Consider the following 17,071-nt stretch of genomic DNA (forward strand, 5'->3'; position numbering starts at 1 on the left):
GTACCAAGCAAGCAAAGAAATTGGAAACTGTTGGATAACTCCTGATGATTTCACCTGAAACCGGACGATACCAAACAAGACTTTAGACCTGTTTCGTCCACGCAAAAAGCTGCCCCGGCATGAATTCATGCGGGGCAGCTTTGCTTCAGTTATTTTAATTCGCAACGATATTAACTAATTTGCCTGGCACGGCAATGACTTTACGAATCGTTTTGCCATCGATTTGTTCTTTGATGGAATCATCGCCCATCGCGATTTCTTCCAGTTTTTCTTTCGTGGTGTCAGTCGGAACCATTAGTTTCGTTTTGACTTTCCCGTTGATCTGGATGACGATTTCGACTTCATTATCGACTAGCTTCGCTTCATCGAAGGCAGGCCATGTTCCGTATGTGATGCTCTCGGAGTGACCCAGTTTGGACCAAAGCTCTTCGGCAATATGCGGTGCAACCGGTGCAAGCAGTTTGACGAAGCCCTCTACATATACGTTAGGAAGCGAATCCGCTTTATACGCGTCATTGATGAATACCATCAATTGTGAAATCGCCGTATTGAATTTCAATTCTTCATAGTTCTCGGTCACCTTTTTAACCGTTTGATGATAGACCTTCTCAAGCTTGCCCGTGTCATCCGCTTCAGTCAGCTTATCCGTCAATGTTCCATCCTCGTTGACCAATAACCGCCAAATACGGTCGAGGAACCTGCGCGAGCCATCCAGCCCGTTTGTCGACCAGGCAATCGATGCATCCAATGGGCCCATGAACATTTCATACATACGAAGTGTATCGGCACCGTGGCTTTCAACGATATCATCCGGGTTCACGACATTCCCTTTTGATTTACTCATTTTTTCATTATTCTCGCCAAGGATCATACCTTGGTTAAATAAGTTTTGGAATGGCTCCTTCGTCGGTACGACACCGATATCATACAAGAATTTATGCCAGAAGCGCGCGTATAGCAAGTGAAGCACCGCATGCTCGGCACCGCCAATATAAATGTCGACCGGCATCCATTCTTTCAATTTTTCCGGATCTGCCAGAGCCTGCTTGTTATGCGGATCGATATAGCGTAGGAAATACCAGCTGCTGCCTGCCCATTGCGGCATCGTGTTGGTCTCGCGGCGCCCTTTCCGTCCGTTTTCATCGGTTACGTTCACCCAATCCGCAATATTTGCAAGCGGAGATTCCCCCGTACCTGAAGGCTTGATGTCAGTCGCTGTCGGTAAAATTAGCGGAAGCTCATCTTCCTTCAATGCTGACATCGTCCCATCTTCCCAATGGATGATCGGAATCGGTTCACCCCAGTAGCGTTGACGGCTGAATAACCAATCGCGAAGGCGGTAGGTAATTTTCTTCGTACCGATTTCTTTTTCCTCCAGCCATTTGATCATCGTTGAAATGCCATCTTCTTTATTCATTCCATCAAGGAATTCCGAATTCACATGAAGGCCATCGCCTGTATACGCCTCACTTGTCACATCTCCGCCAGCGACGACTTCCTTGATCGGCAAGTCGAACTTGACGGCAAACTCATAATCACGCTCATCATGGGCAGGGACCGCCATGATCGCTCCCGTTCCGTAACTGATCAGCACGTAGTCGGCAATCCAAATCGGCATTTTTTCGCCGTTTACCGGGTTAATCGCATAAGCCCCCGTGAACACGCCCGATTTATCCTTTGCCAAGTCGGTTCTTTCCAAATCGCTTTTATGCTTCACTTCATCCAAATAGGCGTCAACTGCATCTCTTTGTTCGGCTGTCGTGATTTTATCGACAAAGTGATGTTCAGGAGCCAATACGGCATAAGTCGCTCCGAATAATGTATCAGGGCGGGTCGTGAACACCGTGAAGGTATCTTGGTGACCATCGATATGGAAAGTAACCTCAGCCCCCTCGGAACGGCCAATCCAGTTACGCTGCATATCCTTGATGTTTTCCGGCCAATCCACATCATTCAAATCGTCGATCAAGCGGTCTGCATAAGCTGTGATCCGAAGCATCCATTGCTTCATCGGACGGCGCTCGACCGGATGGCCTCCGCGCTCACTTTTTCCATCGATGACTTCTTCGTTCGCCAGGACCGTTCCAAGTGCCGGACACCAGTTAACGGCCACTTCATCAATATAAGCCAATCCTTTTTCATACAACTTCAAGAAAATCCATTGTGTCCATTTGTAATAATCAGGATCCGTCGTATTGATTTCACGATCCCAGTCATAAGAAAAACCAAGCGCCTTGATTTGGCGACGGAACGTGTTGATGTTGTGCTCGGTGAATTCAGCCGGATCATTTCCCGTATCGATCGCATATTGCTCTGCCGGAAGTCCAAAAGCATCCCAGCCGATCGGATGCAAGACATTATATCCTTGTGCCCGCTTCATCCTTGCCAAAATATCGCTAGCCGTGTAGCCTTCCGGGTGTCCTACGTGAAGACCTGCCCCTGATGGATATGGAAACATATCAAGTGCGTAGAATTTACGCTTGCCGCTTTCTTCACCCGTCTTGAACGTCTTGTTGCCTTCCCAATACTTTTGCCATTTCGTTTCTATGCTTCTATGGTCAAAACTCATTTGATTTCCTCCTAATTTCCGTATGAAAAACAATAAAAAACCCCTCATCCCAAAATAGGGACGAGAGGATTATGTATATCTTCCCGCGGTACCACCCACATTGGCGATAGCTAAAATCCGCCCAGCTTAAATCATCCGTAACGCGGATTCGTTCGTCAGGCATTACTTTTACCCTTCACACCTGAAACTCCAAGGCGAGTTCACGATCATTCCAGGTTGACTTGCACCACCCGTCAACTCTCTTTACAGGAATAAAATCGCTACTGTTCCTCATCATAGTCTTTATGAGAATATTGGATTTTATTTCATTCTAGTCAATTTCACCGATAATTGCAATAGCCGGATATAAACATTATCGACAGGTTTTTCATTATATATGCGAATTCCAGAAAAATCGTGCAGAAAGGGAGCCATGAAACCACGGCCCCCATGCACCCTTAATGTCGAAGTACGATCATTTCATTCTTCAATTCGTTCAGCTGCTGCTTCATCCGCGAAAGCATTTCCCGTTGCTGGTCATTCGAACTGGCATACAATCGTTCCATATCCGTCAATGCCTCTTCGATATACCTTTGTGAGTTTTGAAATTGTTCATCATCATAATGCTCTTGCCGTGAAGCCTCATTATACTCATACTCTGCAAAATGGAGAGCTCCTTCACATTGCTCTAAAAAATGATCGACGGATTGTCTGGTTGCCATTTCAAACCCTCTCCTTCGCGTATCATTTGGATGATTTCTAATCATCCTGATTAGTTTGAGCAAATAACGAGAGGATTATCATCATTTTTTTGGATCATCGCTTATCCCAAAACTTCTCCCCTTGATCGGATATGAAACGCCCGATCCATTCGGCGAAGCCCATATTCAGTTTTTCGCCTTCTTCAAAATCATCGAGATGACCTTTCACCATGATATACTCGCTATCGCCCTTGGCGACGGCATCCCCATCGATGACGATATTATCTTGATATATGCAAGCAACCTTAAAGCGTCCTTCAAAAGGAATTTCATAGGTGTAATTCATGATATCATCCAGGCTGTATAAATCATTTTCCCCGCCTGACTCGCATGTTTCGAATAGCTTGCAGCCATTCGTTATTTTCAAAAACTCTTTATAATCCTCGGGCAGATGCAATCCGGTTTTCTTTTCAAAGGAATCAATTTCCTCATCCGAAGCAGGTGAATTGAAGGTACAAGTCGCTTGGTATATAAATCCATCTTCCTTTGCTTCGAATATGTGATTATTTTCGGCTAATCGTTTTTTCATATGATTAATCGCTTCTTCAACTTGACCGGTCATGTCCATCAGCTCCCGATTGGATATAGTCTTTCACTAGATATTGTTGAATTAGCAGCCAAAAGTTCAGCCCTCAAGTATACATTATACGCCTGTTCTTCAAAAAAAGACCTAGCTTCCAGAATGTTGTATAATATATGGTGCGCTTTATTTATACCAAGGAGGTTGCTGATTTGAATCAAGCAAACCCGTTTATATACGCAACGGATAACAAACGATACCACACATGGAATTACCACCTGAGAAATCATTTTGGACATAAGGTTTTTAAAGTTGCCCTGGATGGCGGCTTTGACTGCCCGAACCGTGACGGCACCGTCGCACATGGAGGCTGTACCTTCTGCAGTGCCTCTGGCTCGGGTGACTTTGCCGGGAGCCGGGTGGAGCCGCTCGACATCCAGTTCAAAAAAATCAGTGAAAAGATGCATCATAAATGGAAAGATGGAAAGTATATGGCCTATTTCCAGGCATTCACGAATACGCATGCGCCCGTGGCAGAGCTTCGCGAGAAATACGAGAGTGTTCTGACCCAAGAGGGTGTCGTCGGGCTCTCGATCGCGACACGCCCTGACTGTCTGCCCGATGATGTGGTGGAGTATTTGGCAGAATTGAACGAACGCACATACCTATGGGTCGAGCTCGGTCTTCAGACGGTTCACGAAAAAACCGCGACGATGATCAATCGCGCCCATGACTTCGACTGTTATAAAGAAGGCGTCGATAAACTGCGTAAACATGGCATCCGTGTCTGCTCCCATATCATCAACGGTCTTCCAGAGGAGGATTACGGGATGATGATGGAAACGGCCAGGGAAGTCGCCCAGCTCGATGTGCAGGGGATAAAAATCCATCTACTTCACCTTTTGAAAGGGACGCCGATGGTCAAGCAATATGAAAAAGGCCTGCTTGAATTTCTTGACCGTGATGAATACGTCAGCCTCGTATGCGATCAGCTGGAAATCATCCCTCCTGAAATGATCGTTCATCGAATAACCGGTGACGGTCCGATCGATTTAATGATCGGTCCGATGTGGAGCGTCAATAAATGGGATGTCTTGAATGCCATTGATGCCGAATTGAAGCGACGCAACAGCTGGCAAGGGAAAAAATATCAACTGGAGGAACAAACAGATGAAGCTTGACCGCATCTTGCCCTTCGCAAGAATTTTGCTTGAAAAAACGGTGCAACCCGGAGATATAGCCGTTGACGGCACGATGGGGAACGGCTTTGATACGGCCTTTCTTGCCGGACTTACAGGTGAAACGGGACATGTCTATAGTTTTGATATTCAAAACGAAGCCATCCAGAACACAAGGGCTAAACTGGAAAACGAGGGCCTGCACAATCGATGCACGCTCATCCATGATGGGCATGAACAATTGAATAAATACCTCAGAAAAGAACATGCCGGAAAAATTACTGGAGCCATATTCAACTTGGGCTACCTTCCGGGCGGGGATAAATCGATCATCACCCAAGCCGATACGACGAAAGCCGCCATTGAACAACTGTTCGAGCTGCTGGCTCCTGAAGGCATCATCATACTCGTCATCTACCATGGCCATCCCGGCGGCTCGCAGGAACGGGATGCACTGATGGATTATGTGCAAAACTTTCCGCAGCAAAGAGCCCATATCCTGAAATACGGCTTCATCAACCAAGCCAACAATCCTCCCTTCATCGTCGCCATTGAAAAAAAGTGAAATCACCCCTGACAGCCGGATTCGGAGGATTTTTTCCGATGATGGACGGATTATCAACGGATTTGGACGATTTCTTCCGACGATGGACGGATTATCGCTGGATTTGGACGAATTATTTCGACGTCGGACGGATTATCGACGGATTTGGACGAATTATTTCGACGTCGGACGGATTTTCGATGGATTTGAACCATTTTTCCGACGTCGGACGGATTATCGACGGATTTGGACGAATTATTTCGACGTCGGACGGATTTTCGATGGATTTGAACCATTTTTCCGACGACGGACGGATTATCACTGGATTTGGACGATTTTTTTCGATGACGGACGGATTATCGACGGATTTGGACGAATTATTCCGATGTCGGACGGATTATCACTGGATTTGGACGAATTTTTCCGACGTCGGACTGATTATTAACGGTTCAGGACGAATTATCCCGACGATGAACGATTTTTCACCGGATCAGGAAAATTTTTTCCGATGTCGGACGGATTATCACTGGATTTGGACGAATTTTTCCGACGTCGGACTGATTATTAACGGTTCAGGACGAATTATCCCGACGATGAACGATTTTCACCGGATCAGGAAAATTTTTTCCGATGACGGACGGATTATCACTGGATTTGGACGATTTCTTCCGACGATGGACGAATTATCACCGCCACAGGACGATTTATCCCGACGTTGGACGATTTTTCACCGCCACAGGACGATTTATCACCGCCACAGGACGATTTTTTCCGACGACGGACGATTTTTCACCGGATTAGGACGAATAATCACTCAATTTGGACGAATAAGTTGTATCTTCAACCTATTCGCGAATATTCCATCCCATTAAGAAATAAAAAGCTGCCGATCAACTTAATTCGGCAGCTTTTTCACGTATTCGGCACAGCAGTATTTCCCGTTCAAATGACATATCCTAATATTTTCAAGCGATTTTCAACAAAGCTGAGCGCATATTGGAATACATCATCACGTTCAGGCTCGTTGAAGATCTCATGATACAGCTTTGGCCATTCTTTGTATTGCTTCTCACTAGCCAAGTTATAGTTAAACCACTCACGAACTGCCTTCTTATTCACGATCCGGTCGTCTCCGCCCTGCATGACCAAAAGCGGGACATCCTGGAAGTCGGGAATCTCTTCAAAAGCATCCTTCATGGCCTGGGAGAGCTCCCGATACCAGCGAACGGAAACCTTCGTGATATATAATGTATCATTCCTGTCACATTCACGGACCTCGGAACTCCTCGTTGCCATTTCGGGAGTTAATCCAGAGTCGACCCTGAACTGGGGCATCACGAGATTCAAGCCATGTGAGATGCTTGCCAGGAATTTCGGAGGCTTTGTTACGAGCCCTAAACAAGGTGAAGATAAAATCACGCCTGCGATATCCCATTCCTCTTCTTGAAGAAGGCGTATCGAAATCAGGCCGCCCATGCTATGCCCAAGCAAAAAGACCGGCAGCGAGTATTCGTATGCTTCCTCTATCCAGCTTTTCACTTCATCCAAATATTCATCAAAGGAATCGATATGTCCCCGGTAGGCACGAGTCGTCATGCCCTGCCCAGGAAGGTCGCCCATGACGACATGGTATCCGGCTGAAAGCCACATTTGTGTAACCCATTTATAACGGCCGTGATGTTCCATTGCCCCATGAATGATGACAATGACGCCTTTGGCGTCCCCATCTGTCTCCCATTTCCACATTCGAAATCCCCCTTTCACTTTTCACTTGTTGTATACGATCCATGATAGTTAAAATATATATATAAATTATAACCATATTCGCGTTTTTCGACAAAAAAGAAAACTAACAAGTTGTACCTTCGTATTATAAATAGCCAACGGTATTTGCATACGGTATATTAAAATAATACATAAAAACATTCACTTCGGAAAGGAAATGATTGAAAATGATTATTTATCCGTTCAAGGGCAAGGAACCGGAAATTGCCGAAAGTGCTTATATTGCGGAGAATGCAGTCGTGACAGGCGATGTGAAAATTGGTGACCAATCATCCATCTGGTTCAATTCCGTCATCCGCGGTGATGTAGCCCCAACCATCATAGGAAAAAAAGTAAGTATCCAAGATAATAGCGTCCTTCACCAAAGCCCCAATAATCCATTGATCATTGAAGATGAAGTGACCATTGGCCATCAGGTCATTTTACATAGCTGCAAAATCCGTAAAGGTGCCCTGATCGGCATGGGATCGATCATACTTGACGCAGCCGAAATCGGCGAAGGGGCTTTCATCGGTGCCGGCAGTCTCGTTCCCCAGGGCAAGGTCATCCCGCCCAATATGCTCGCCTTCGGACGTCCAGCCAAAGTGATTCGGGAAATCAATGAGGAAGACCGTCAAGACATGGAACGAATCGTACGCGAATATGCCGAAAAAGGACAATACTACAAAAGCGCAGACCGCATAAAATAAATTAGGTTAACCGCGGCATTTCAAGTCTTGAACCAAACCGAAGCCTCTTTTTAGCTCGAAATATACCACTCAGCGGGTTTATTGAATTATTCCCTCTGCAGGCAAAATTAATCCTACAAAAAAGGTGCGCCGCAATTAGCGGCGCACCTTTTCCATATGGATCATGCTTGTGCTTTTAGTGTTTCTGCTTTATCTGTACGTTCCCATGGAAGATCGACATCGGTACGGCCAAAGTGTCCGTATGCAGCTGTCTGTTTGTAGATTGGGCGACGAAGATCAAGCATTTTGATGATGCCTGCCGGGCGAAGGTCGAAGTTAGCGCGAACCAGGTCAACAAGGACGTCTTCGCTAACTGTGCCGGTTCCGAATGTATCAACCGAGATCGATACAGGCTCTGCCACACCGATTGCATATGCCAATTGGACTTCGGCTTTGTCAGCCAGGCCGGCTGCCACGATGTTTTTGGCAACGTAACGAGCAGCGTATGCCGCAGAACGGTCAACTTTCGTAGCATCCTTACCAGAGAATGCACCGCCGCCGTGACGAGCGTATCCGCCGTACGTATCAACGATGATTTTACGGCCAGTAAGACCTGCATCCCCTTGAGGTCCGCCGATTACGAAACGGCCAGTCGGGTTGATGAAGTATTTAGTTTCGGCATCGATCAATTCAGCAGGAACGACCGCTTTGATCACATGCTCTTTTAAATCGGCTTGAATTTGCTCAAGCGTGACCTCTGCATCATGCTGTGTCGAGATGACGATTGTATCTACACGTACAGGACGGTTATTTTCATCATACTCCACAGTTACCTGTGTTTTACCATCTGGGCGAAGGTAAGCAAGTGTTTCATCTTTACGAACTTGAGTCAAGCGGAATGAAAGCTTGTGTGCCAATGAGATCGGAAGCGGCATAAGCTCTTCTGTTTCATTACAAGCAAATCCGAACATAAGACCTTGGTCCCCTGCACCGATTGCATCGATTTCTTCTTCTGACATGCTACCTTCACGTGCTTCCAAAGCTTTATCGACGCCAGCTGCGATATCGGCAGACTGCTCATCGATCGAGCTCAATACAGCACACGTTTCAGCATCAAAGCCGTATTTCGCGCGAGTATAGCCAATTCCTGCAATCGTATCACGAACGATACGCGGAATATCCACGTAAGCGGATGTTGTAATTTCACCAGCAACAAGCACAAGACCTGTCGTAACACTTGTTTCACACGCAACACGCGCATTTGCATCCTTAGCAAGGATAGCATCTAAAATGGAATCTGAAATCTGATCACAAATCTTGTCCGGATGGCCCTCTGTAACAGATTCAGAAGTAAATAGACGTTTCTTTGACATCATATTTCCTCCTTGGAAGTTAGTATGTGGTAGGCATTAGCCTGATTTTTTTTACGGAACTCGTTTCCCTTATTAGCTTCAACTATAGACACAGAATTACTTAAAAAACACAAAAACCTTCCCTGGAAAATGAGGAAAGGTTTAACATTCTGTCTTCTATCCTTTCACTCTTATCGTTCAAGGGTTTTTTACCTTGCTCAGGTTAGCACCATCACCACTTTTCCTTGAAGAACATCGCTTTATTTTCGGCGATTACTCTTGGAGTCAAGTTCAATATGGCAGGTTGCTGGGTTTCAAAGGGCCTGTCCCTCCACCAACTCGGGATAAGAGAATCCGTACAATTTAAGATATTATCGTATTGGGTCGGAATTTGTCAATGTTTTTCTATCAAGAACATTTATCATCCGAGGCCAACATGGATACAATAAACTCCGATTCCCCGTCATGGAAGGGATTCCGGATGCCTAACGATCAAAACACCATTTTTAACCAATGATGAAAAAGCTTAATCACTTCCTATTAAAATAAAGGAGAGCGACTTACATTAAAGCATATGCAGGAATCTTCACATGGTTCCTGCCCACTTAAAATGAGGAATTCAACCAATTGAAAATTATCACAAATCAGACGGAATAGTATAGACTATTTAAATAAATGTGTTATACTAATTGTAATATAAAACTTAAACAAAGGAAGGTACCTCATATATGAATTCTGTAGACGTTTCTAATGAGTTACACCAATTATTAACAGGACACAACGTGCAAACTCAGCTTTCGGTTCCCAAATTGGTCGAAAAGGTATTAAGCAGGAATGAAGGCGTTTTAACATCAACTGGCGCAGTCAAGGCCGAAACAGGCAAATACACGGGTCGTTCACCTAAAGATAAATATATCGTCGAGGAAGCATCCGTTAAAGATAAAGTCGATTGGGGCCCAGTGAACCAGCCAATTTCCGAAGATGTGTTCAATAAGCTATATAATAAAGTAATTGACTACTTAAAAGCAAAAGAAGAGATTTTCGTTTTCAAAGGTTTCGCTGGTGCAGAAGAATCATCACGCCTTCCTATCCGTGTCGTTAATGAATATGCTTGGCATAATCTTTTCGCCCATACTTTATTCATCCGTCCGAACGAAGAGGAGCTGAGAGGCCACGAAGCAGAATTCACGATCCTTTCAGCACCCAACTTCAAAGCTGATCCTGCAGTGGACGGAACGAAATCCGAAACGTTCATCATCGTTTCGTTTGAACGCCGTACCATCCTGATCGGCGGAACGGAATATGCAGGTGAAATGAAAAAATCGATCTTCTCGATCATGAACTACTTACTTCCAGAGGCTGGAATCCTTCCTATGCATTGCTCTGCTAACGTAGGACGTGAAGGGGACGTCGCTTTATTCTTCGGACTGTCCGGTACAGGCAAAACCACTTTATCTGCTGACACGAATCGCAAACTGATCGGTGATGATGAGCATGGCTGGGCTTCTAACGGTGTTTTCAACATTGAGGGCGGCTGTTATGCGAAAACGATCAACCTATCACGCGAAAAAGAACCACAAATCTTCGATGCCATCCGTTTTGGAGCCGTCCTGGAAAATGTAGTTGTCGATCCGGATACTCGCGAAGCGGATTATGATGATAGTTCATTGACTGAAAATACCCGTGCTGCATACCAAATGCAAGCGATCGATAACATCGTGAACCCAAGTATTGCCGGGCACCCAAATACGATCATTTTCCTGACTGCTGATGCTTCAGGCGTACTGCCTCCAATCAGCAAGCTGTCCAAGGAACAAGCCATGTTCCATTTCCTAAGTGGATACACGAGCAAGTTAGCTGGAACGGAAAGAGGCGTAACTTCACCAGAAGCGACATTCTCCACTTGCTTCGGTTCACCATTCTTACCGTTACCTGCTACACGCTATGCTGAAATGCTTGGTGATAAAATTGACGAGCACAACGCAAAAGTATACCTTGTCAACACGGGATGGACAGGCGGAGCGTACGGAACTGGAAGCCGCATGAAACTTGCTTACACCCGTGCCATGGTCCAGGCTGCACTCGAAGGGGAATTGGCAAACATCGAAACGGTCAAGGATGAAATCTTCGGCTTGAACATTCCGCTACATGTTCCAGGTGTACCGGATGAAGTGCTTCAGCCAATCAAGACTTGGGCAGATCCTGAAGCTTATAAACAATCCGCAACAGACCTTGCCGCTCAATTCCGGGCAAACTTCAAGAAATTCGGAAGCGTTCCAAACGAAATCGAAGATCTTGGCGGACCGATCGCTTAAAAAGCATATACACAAAGGGACCAGGCTCCATGCTTGGTCCCTTTTTCCATCTATAAATTGATTGCGGCTAGGATACACGAGTCTTTCTTCCAATAGCCCAAAAAACGGCACTGACACATAGTCAGCACCGTTATCCGTCCACTATCATTCCCAATGTTTGTTTTAGCTGATCGCTTTATTTCTGGCTTTTTCCCTTGACACCTTTTTATATTGATAGATATTGCCCAAGTTCGCGACCGAAACTCCGGTCTTCGTTACATCAATGCAATTACGCGTATCGAGGATCATTTTATTGGCCATCAGCTTGGAGAGATCATCATAATCCATCACCTTGAATTCATCATGGTCCGTCAAGACAAGAATCAGGTCGGCATCGTTGACGGCATCTTCCACTGAAACGATGGGCAGCATGCCAGACTGGACATGCGGGTCATGCAGGGCTACCTCCATCTGCTCCATTCCCATCAAAATATTGACGACATCGATGGCAGGACTTTCACGGATGTCATCGACATTCCCTTTGTATGAAAGCCCGAAGACCGCCACCTTTGGCCGCTCGATGCCCTCAAGCATCATCCTCACGCAATTGACAATATGATAAGGCATCGATACGTTGGTATCACGGGCGAGCTTAATGATCCTTGCAGTCTCTGGGGACTTTGCGACGACGAAATAGGGATCGACCGCTAAGCAATGACCACCGACTCCCGGCCCTGGCTGGTGAAGGTTGACACGCGGGTGCTTGTTTGCCATCGATATGACATCCAAGACATTGATGTCCAGCTCGAAGCAAACCTTTGCCAGCTCATTTGCCAGGGCGATATTCACATCCCGGAAGGTGTTTTCCATCAGCTTGGACATTTCCGCCGTTTTCGCATCCGTTTGGATGATCTCCCCTTTAACGAAGGTTTGATAAACCAGGCTCCCTTTATATGAGCATGTCTCCGTGATTCCGCCGACGATACGGTTGTTATGAACCAACTCTTCCAAAATCCTTCCAGGTAAAACACGTTCTGGACAATGAACTAGAAAAATGTCTTTTCCGATGGTAAGTCCCGTCATCTCAATCATCGGTCTGATATGATCATCCATGCTCCTCGGAGCGATCGTCGATTCGATGATGATGATATTCCCTTTGCGGATGAAAGGGAGGATGCTTGCGGTAGCTTCAGCCACATGGGTCAAATCACAGGATTTTTGCATGTCATTATTATTCGGCGTAGGAACTGCGACAATGAAGACATCTGCATACTCCGGTCTTAATGACGCTTGGAATTTTCCGGAATCCAGCACTTCATGCAATACCTCTTCCAGTCCAGGTTCCTCGAGATGGAGCCTGCCAAGATTCAGATTGGAAATGATGTTTGGATGGATATCCACTCCGACGACGTCGACACCGTGTTTCGCAAACATTAAAGAAGTTGGAAGTCCTATATAACCTAGTCCTAATGTACAAATTTTCATATAAACCACTCCTATTCATTATTATCTGCGATCCTTGCCAGCTCAGGCAGTTTGATATATCTCGATAAAGATATCCTTCTCTTGCTTCCAATTATATGTTTGGCGTGCATTCAGGCAATTCCGGCTCATTTCCGCCCTTTTTTCAGGATGCTTCAATAAGTAATTGACTCCGTCGGCAATGGCTTTAGGATCATGTGAATCGACACAAACACCGATTTGTTCCGCATCGACCACCTTTTGGATTTCTGGAAAGCTGCAGGCAACGACTGGCACACCGCTCATCATGTATTCGAACAATTTATTAGAAGAAGCGGAATAGTGATTAAAGCAAACATTATTCAACACTTGAAAACCTAAGTAGGCATTTTTCGTATAGTGAAGCAATTCGTCGACCGGGACTTTCGGCAAAAACTTCACCCGATGCTCCAAATCCATTTCCTTCACCTTCTCCATTAATGCCGCCTTGATTTTCCCATCTCCGATAAATACCACCGTCCCTGTCTCGATCAGCGGTACGGCATCGACCAATTGCTCCAAACCTCTGCCCATCTGGACGCCGCCTTGATACAACAATATCCGTTCATCCGGCGGCAAATTCAGCAGCTCATGCAAATTCACGGACGTGCTTTCCTCCGGGTTTGTCGGGATCGGATAGTTATGGACAACTTTTGGATAGAGACCATATAAGTCTTCATTATATTTAGCTCTCGTATGATTTTCGGCAATCATTTCATCGACGAACATTAATAGGAATTTCTCCATCCTCCCGTAGAGTGGGCTATTATATCCCGTTCTGCTCGTTTGCACTTCATGCGAGTCATAAATCAGCTTCTTCCTTCTGAACCATTTACTGCTGATCGCCCCCTGCATGAGTGTATTCAAGTCATTCGAATGGTAAAAATCATAATTCCGTTTCCGCCCATGATAGATCATTTGACCAAAAATGTAGCTCCTGGTTAATAACGTCGGGAGCTTCGTTTTAGTGATTAAAAGGGTGCCCATCGCAAGAAGCGCAAGGGAACCGAACAGTATACCCGATCCCACCCAACCGTTGATCAAATTCAAATTCCATAACGTATTCCAGACCAATATGGCCAATAGTACGATTTCAAACTTCTTCTTCTTCACCTTGCCTGCCATTCTGAGAATTCGATGAAGCGCCTCCCATCGATTGTTGACCCTTGTGACAGTGAAGCCGTTTTGATGCTGCTCCCTTTTGGGCAAATCCTTGATCTTCCAGTTATGAATGGCAATTAAATCCACTTCATATCCCACTTCAGTAAGTGCTGTACATTCTCTCAGAACCCTTGCATCGTTCGTAAAGTGATTCCACACAAACATGCATACCTTCTTGGTCATGTTGTCCTCCACTTCCGGATTTTTTCTTCCCTACGCTTCCAAAACATTGATGAGACCCTCAATATTTTTCGACCATTGAAAATTCCGCTTCGCATATACATAACCGTTTTCCCCGAGCTCTTCACGCAGGGCTTGATCGCTGGCCATGGTCAAAATAAGCCGACTGATTTCAGCAACACCCCGGCTATCTGCCACCAACCCGCATTTTGCCTCTTCAATGACCTTTTTGGCCCTTCCCGCCACATCACCGACAATCGGCTTTCCGACACACATATAATCGATGATTTTTCCAGGCAGCACCTTATCGAATACCTCTTTCTCCACCAAGCTTACATATGCAATATGGGAGGATGAGACTTCATGAAGGGTCACCCTCCTATTCATCGCATTGATGACCTTTATATTTGCCAGTCCTTTCGCGCTGATCTCCCTCTCCACTTCCCCTACCCGATAGCCATATCCGATCATCGTGAACTCGATTTGCTTATGTTCCCTTAACCTTTCAGCTATCGCGATCAATTTCTTTAGGTCTTGGGCAAGTCCGATATTTCCTGTATAAACGACCTTGATCTTCTCATCGGCGATGGGAGTAAATACATTCTTTAACGCCAGCTCGTCTCCAGTAAGTGAGTTGGGGATGAAGTGAATCATTTCCCCCTTGACTCCCTTGGACATGATATAATCCCTGAATCCAGGGCTATTGATGATAATATGATCTGAATGCCGATACAGCTCCTTCTCCAGGAAGTATGCGAACTTCAAAATCCACTTATTTGCAAATACCCCCACTCCTATCAAGGATTCTGGCCATAAGTCCCTGACATCGGTAATGAGTTTAGCCTTCATTTTCCTCTTGGCAATCAAGGCCGCCATTGTCGGGAAAATAGGCGGCGTCGTAACAAATACATAATCATATGTTTTTTCGAGACGGATGATCGTATAAACGAAAAGCCACATCGCTTCAAGATAATGCAGCAAGCGTCTTCCCATATTGCTTGTATACCGCTTCACTTTATTCGGTTTTATCCTGATGACATCTTCCTCAATGTTTTCCTCATCCCAAAACCTTGTATCTTGATACAAGCTTTGATTAGGATAACTCGGTTTCAACGTGATGACCGTCACTTCATATCCGCTTCTTTTCAAATGAAGATACACATTTTTCATTCGGTTACCTGCACTTCCGATTTCCGGATAAAAGTTTTGCACGATCATCAGGACGCTTTTCATATTCACCTATCACCTCTATTCTTGGGTCGGTCATGCTTCCTGCTTTATATTGTAATGGGCCGTTATTAATGGAAGGTTAAGGGAATATAAAGTCCTCATTAATATTGTAAATATTCCGTTAATTATTATTGCGTTTGCATTTTTCCTATGAATCTCTCGCTATAATGGGGGAGACAGATAGCAGAAGGAGGAATGGAGCATGCCTAAACAACGTTTGAAGGTCATGACCGTCTTTGGCACACGACCTGAGGCAATTAAAATGGCACCAGTCGTTTTGGAACTGAAAAAACATCAGGAAGAAATAGAAACCATCGTGGTGGTCACTGCCCAGCATCGGGAAATGCTCGATCAAGTTTTGCATTGTTTTCAAATAAAGGCCGATCACGATTTGGATATGATGAGAGACAGACAGACGTTAGAGGATATCACATCGAGGGGTATCGAGGGACTAAGTTCGCTCATGAAGCAAATAAAACCGGATATCGTCCTTGTTCACGGGGATACAACGACCACATTCATTGCCAGCTTGGCTGCTTTTTATAATAAAGTTCAGATTGGTCACGTTGAAGCAGGCCTACGCACCTGGAATAAGCATTCACCATTCCCTGAGGAGATGAACCGGCAATTGACCGGCGTACTGGCTGACATCCATTTCGCCCCGACCAAGCAGGCCGCTGAAAACCTATTATTGGAAAATAAGCGGGCCGACAGCATCCACATCACTGGAAATACGGTGATTGATGCCTTGAAAACAACGATACATAAGGACTTTTCGCATCCGATCCTCTCAGGCTTGAATGGCGATAGGATGCTGCTGATGACCGTACATCGTCGGGAAAATATCGGAAAACCGATGCAAGGGATATTCCGTTCGGTGAAACGGCTACTTGATGAACATGGAGATATCCAGGTTGTTTTCCCGATTCATAAAAATCCAGTCGTTCGGGAAATCGCCCACGAGGTTTTCCATGAAACAAAGAAGCTACATATCATCGAGCCCCTGGAAGTGATTGACTTCCATAACTTCGCGGCGCGATCTTATTTAATCCTGACAGATTCCGGAGGGGTGCAGGAGGAAGCCCCATCACTTGGCGTCCCGGTTGTCGTGTTGCGGGATACGACGGAACGGCCGGAAGGAATCAAGGCTGGTACACTTTTATTGGCGGGAATTGAAGAAGACCGCATTTACGAGGCAACCAATAACCTGCTTACGAACGAAGGGGCTTATGAAAAAATGGCAACAGCCTCCAATCCATATGGAGATGGCTTTGCTGCGAAACGGATTGTCGAAATTCTCATGAAGCATTGTAAAGTGAGCTTCGCCCTTCCATCGTGAAAAAACTGCAT

14 protein-coding genes, 1 riboswitch and 1 other annotated feature are annotated in these 17,071 nt (G+C 45.5%); of the genes, 6 read left to right on the forward strand and 8 right to left on the reverse strand.

Annotation, left to right across the window (positions count from 1 at the left end; translation table 11 throughout):
• Nucleotides 1-154: 154 nt before the first annotated feature.
• The 3 genes from leuS to ABE28_RS20625 all read right to left on the reverse strand — a co-directional run bounded on the left by leuS (nucleotide 155) and on the right by ABE28_RS20625 (nucleotide 3,871).
• A complete protein-coding gene (gene leuS, locus ABE28_RS20615; protein WP_064462662.1) occupies nucleotides 155-2,569 on the reverse strand; it encodes a leucine--tRNA ligase in 2,415 nt (804 codons plus the stop codon).
• A 53-nt stretch (nucleotides 2,570-2,622) separates the two neighbouring features.
• Nucleotides 2,623-2,855: a binding site (T-box leader), on the reverse strand.
• 151 nt (nucleotides 2,856-3,006) lie between these two features.
• Nucleotides 3,007-3,270: a DUF2524 family protein gene (locus ABE28_RS20620; protein WP_064462661.1), complete on the reverse strand. Its 264-nt coding sequence runs from the start codon at nucleotides 3,268-3,270 to the stop codon at nucleotides 3,007-3,009.
• Between the two features lie 94 nt (nucleotides 3,271-3,364).
• On the reverse strand, nucleotides 3,365-3,871 hold the full coding sequence (locus tag ABE28_RS20625) for an SMI1/KNR4 family protein (RefSeq protein WP_167353417.1): 507 nt from the start codon (nucleotides 3,869-3,871) through the stop codon (nucleotides 3,365-3,367).
• A 170-nt stretch (nucleotides 3,872-4,041) separates the two neighbouring features.
• Between ABE28_RS20625 and ABE28_RS20630 the strand changes: the two genes are divergently transcribed.
• Genes ABE28_RS20630 through ABE28_RS20640 form a run of 3 tightly spaced genes read left to right on the forward strand, consistent with a single transcriptional unit; the run spans nucleotide 4,042 to nucleotide 6,423 of the window.
• The gene (locus tag ABE28_RS20630) at nucleotides 4,042-5,010 is read left to right on the forward strand and encodes a tRNA modification radical SAM protein MnmL/YtqA (RefSeq protein WP_064462659.1); all 969 of its coding nucleotides are present in this window, start codon (nucleotides 4,042-4,044) and stop codon (nucleotides 5,008-5,010) included.
• Nucleotides 5,000-5,572: a tRNA 5-(aminomethyl)-2-thiouridylate-methyltransferase MnmM gene (locus ABE28_RS20635; protein ID WP_064462658.1), complete on the forward strand. Its 573-nt coding sequence runs from the start codon at nucleotides 5,000-5,002 to the stop codon at nucleotides 5,570-5,572. Before ABE28_RS20630 ends, ABE28_RS20635 begins: the two co-directional genes overlap by 11 nt.
• A gap of 38 nt (nucleotides 5,573-5,610) precedes the next feature.
• Entirely contained in the window at nucleotides 5,611-6,423 is an 813-nt protein-coding gene (locus ABE28_RS20640) for a hypothetical protein (RefSeq protein WP_064462657.1), read from the forward strand.
• 70 nt (nucleotides 6,424-6,493) lie between these two features.
• Here ABE28_RS20640 and ABE28_RS20645 read toward each other — a convergent pair whose 3' ends face one another.
• Nucleotides 6,494-7,297 (reverse strand): alpha/beta hydrolase, encoded by an 804-nt coding sequence (locus ABE28_RS20645; protein ID WP_064462656.1) that lies wholly within the window; start codon nucleotides 7,295-7,297, stop codon nucleotides 6,494-6,496.
• Nucleotides 7,298-7,506: 209 nt separating this feature from the next.
• On the opposite strand from ABE28_RS20645, the gene ABE28_RS20650 reads away from it, so the two are divergent.
• On the forward strand, nucleotides 7,507-8,025 hold the full coding sequence (locus ABE28_RS20650) for a gamma carbonic anhydrase (protein ID WP_064462793.1): 519 nt from the start codon (nucleotides 7,507-7,509) through the stop codon (nucleotides 8,023-8,025).
• 161 nt (nucleotides 8,026-8,186) lie between these two features.
• Here the strand turns inward: ABE28_RS20650 and metK are convergent, their stop codons facing one another.
• Nucleotides 8,187-9,380: a methionine adenosyltransferase gene (metK, locus tag ABE28_RS20655; protein WP_064462655.1), complete on the reverse strand. Its 1,194-nt coding sequence runs from the start codon at nucleotides 9,378-9,380 to the stop codon at nucleotides 8,187-8,189.
• Between the two features lie 164 nt (nucleotides 9,381-9,544).
• Nucleotides 9,545-9,707, reverse strand: a riboswitch (SAM riboswitch).
• A gap of 377 nt (nucleotides 9,708-10,084) precedes the next feature.
• On the opposite strand from metK, the gene pckA reads away from it, so the two are divergent.
• Nucleotides 10,085-11,671 (forward strand): phosphoenolpyruvate carboxykinase (ATP), encoded by a 1,587-nt coding sequence (gene pckA / locus ABE28_RS20660; protein ID WP_064462654.1) that lies wholly within the window; start codon nucleotides 10,085-10,087, stop codon nucleotides 11,669-11,671.
• Nucleotides 11,672-11,833: 162 nt separating this feature from the next.
• Here pckA and ABE28_RS20665 read toward each other — a convergent pair whose 3' ends face one another.
• Genes ABE28_RS20665 through ABE28_RS20675 form a run of 3 tightly spaced genes read right to left on the reverse strand, consistent with a single transcriptional unit; the run spans nucleotide 11,834 to nucleotide 15,724 of the window.
• Nucleotides 11,834-13,135 carry a nucleotide sugar dehydrogenase gene (locus ABE28_RS20665; RefSeq protein WP_064462653.1) on the reverse strand — a complete coding sequence of 434 codons (1,302 nt, stop codon included), beginning with the start codon at nucleotides 13,133-13,135 and terminating at the stop codon, nucleotides 11,834-11,836.
• A 42-nt stretch (nucleotides 13,136-13,177) separates the two neighbouring features.
• Entirely contained in the window at nucleotides 13,178-14,494 is a 1,317-nt protein-coding gene (locus tag ABE28_RS20670) for a glycosyltransferase (protein WP_064462652.1), read from the reverse strand.
• 30 nt (nucleotides 14,495-14,524) lie between these two features.
• On the reverse strand, nucleotides 14,525-15,724 hold the full coding sequence (locus ABE28_RS20675) for a glycosyltransferase family 4 protein (protein ID WP_064462651.1): 1,200 nt from the start codon (nucleotides 15,722-15,724) through the stop codon (nucleotides 14,525-14,527).
• A 199-nt stretch (nucleotides 15,725-15,923) separates the two neighbouring features.
• On the opposite strand from ABE28_RS20675, the gene wecB reads away from it, so the two are divergent.
• The gene (gene wecB, locus ABE28_RS20680) at nucleotides 15,924-17,060 is read left to right on the forward strand and encodes a non-hydrolyzing UDP-N-acetylglucosamine 2-epimerase (protein ID WP_064462650.1); all 1,137 of its coding nucleotides are present in this window, start codon (nucleotides 15,924-15,926) and stop codon (nucleotides 17,058-17,060) included.
• The last annotated feature ends 11 nt before the right edge of the window (nucleotides 17,061-17,071 follow it).

It is taken from the genome of Peribacillus muralis, assembly GCF_001645685.2.
In the GTDB taxonomy this organism is placed as follows: Bacteria; Bacillota; Bacilli; order Bacillales; family DSM-1321; genus Peribacillus; species Peribacillus muralis_A.

Bases quoted from the DNA above. Each gene is read 5' to 3' on its own strand.
- leuS (WP_064462662.1), bottom strand. From the start codon at position 2,569: ATGAGTTTTGACCATAGAAGCATAGAAACGAAATGGCAAAAGTATTGG.
- ABE28_RS20620 (WP_064462661.1), bottom strand. From the start codon at position 3,270: ATGGCAACCAGACAATCCGTCGATCATTTTTTAGAGCAATGTGAAGGA.
- ABE28_RS20625 (WP_167353417.1), bottom strand. From the start codon at position 3,871: ATGACCGGTCAAGTTGAAGAAGCGATTAATCATATGAAAAAACGATTA.
- ABE28_RS20635 (WP_064462658.1), top strand. From the start codon at position 5,000: ATGAAGCTTGACCGCATCTTGCCCTTCGCAAGAATTTTGCTTGAAAAA.
- ABE28_RS20640 (WP_064462657.1), top strand. From the start codon at position 5,611: ATGATGGACGGATTATCAACGGATTTGGACGATTTCTTCCGACGATGG.
- ABE28_RS20645 (WP_064462656.1), bottom strand. From the start codon at position 7,297: ATGTGGAAATGGGAGACAGATGGGGACGCCAAAGGCGTCATTGTCATC.
- metK (WP_064462655.1), bottom strand. From the start codon at position 9,380: ATGATGTCAAAGAAACGTCTATTTACTTCTGAATCTGTTACAGAGGGC.
- pckA (WP_064462654.1), top strand. From the start codon at position 10,085: ATGAATTCTGTAGACGTTTCTAATGAGTTACACCAATTATTAACAGGA.
- ABE28_RS20665 (WP_064462653.1), bottom strand. From the start codon at position 13,135: ATGAAAATTTGTACATTAGGACTAGGTTATATAGGACTTCCAACTTCT.
- ABE28_RS20670 (WP_064462652.1), bottom strand. From the start codon at position 14,494: ATGACCAAGAAGGTATGCATGTTTGTGTGGAATCACTTTACGAACGAT.
- ABE28_RS20675 (WP_064462651.1), bottom strand. From the start codon at position 15,724: ATGAAAAGCGTCCTGATGATCGTGCAAAACTTTTATCCGGAAATCGGA.
- wecB (WP_064462650.1), top strand. From the start codon at position 15,924: ATGCCTAAACAACGTTTGAAGGTCATGACCGTCTTTGGCACACGACCT.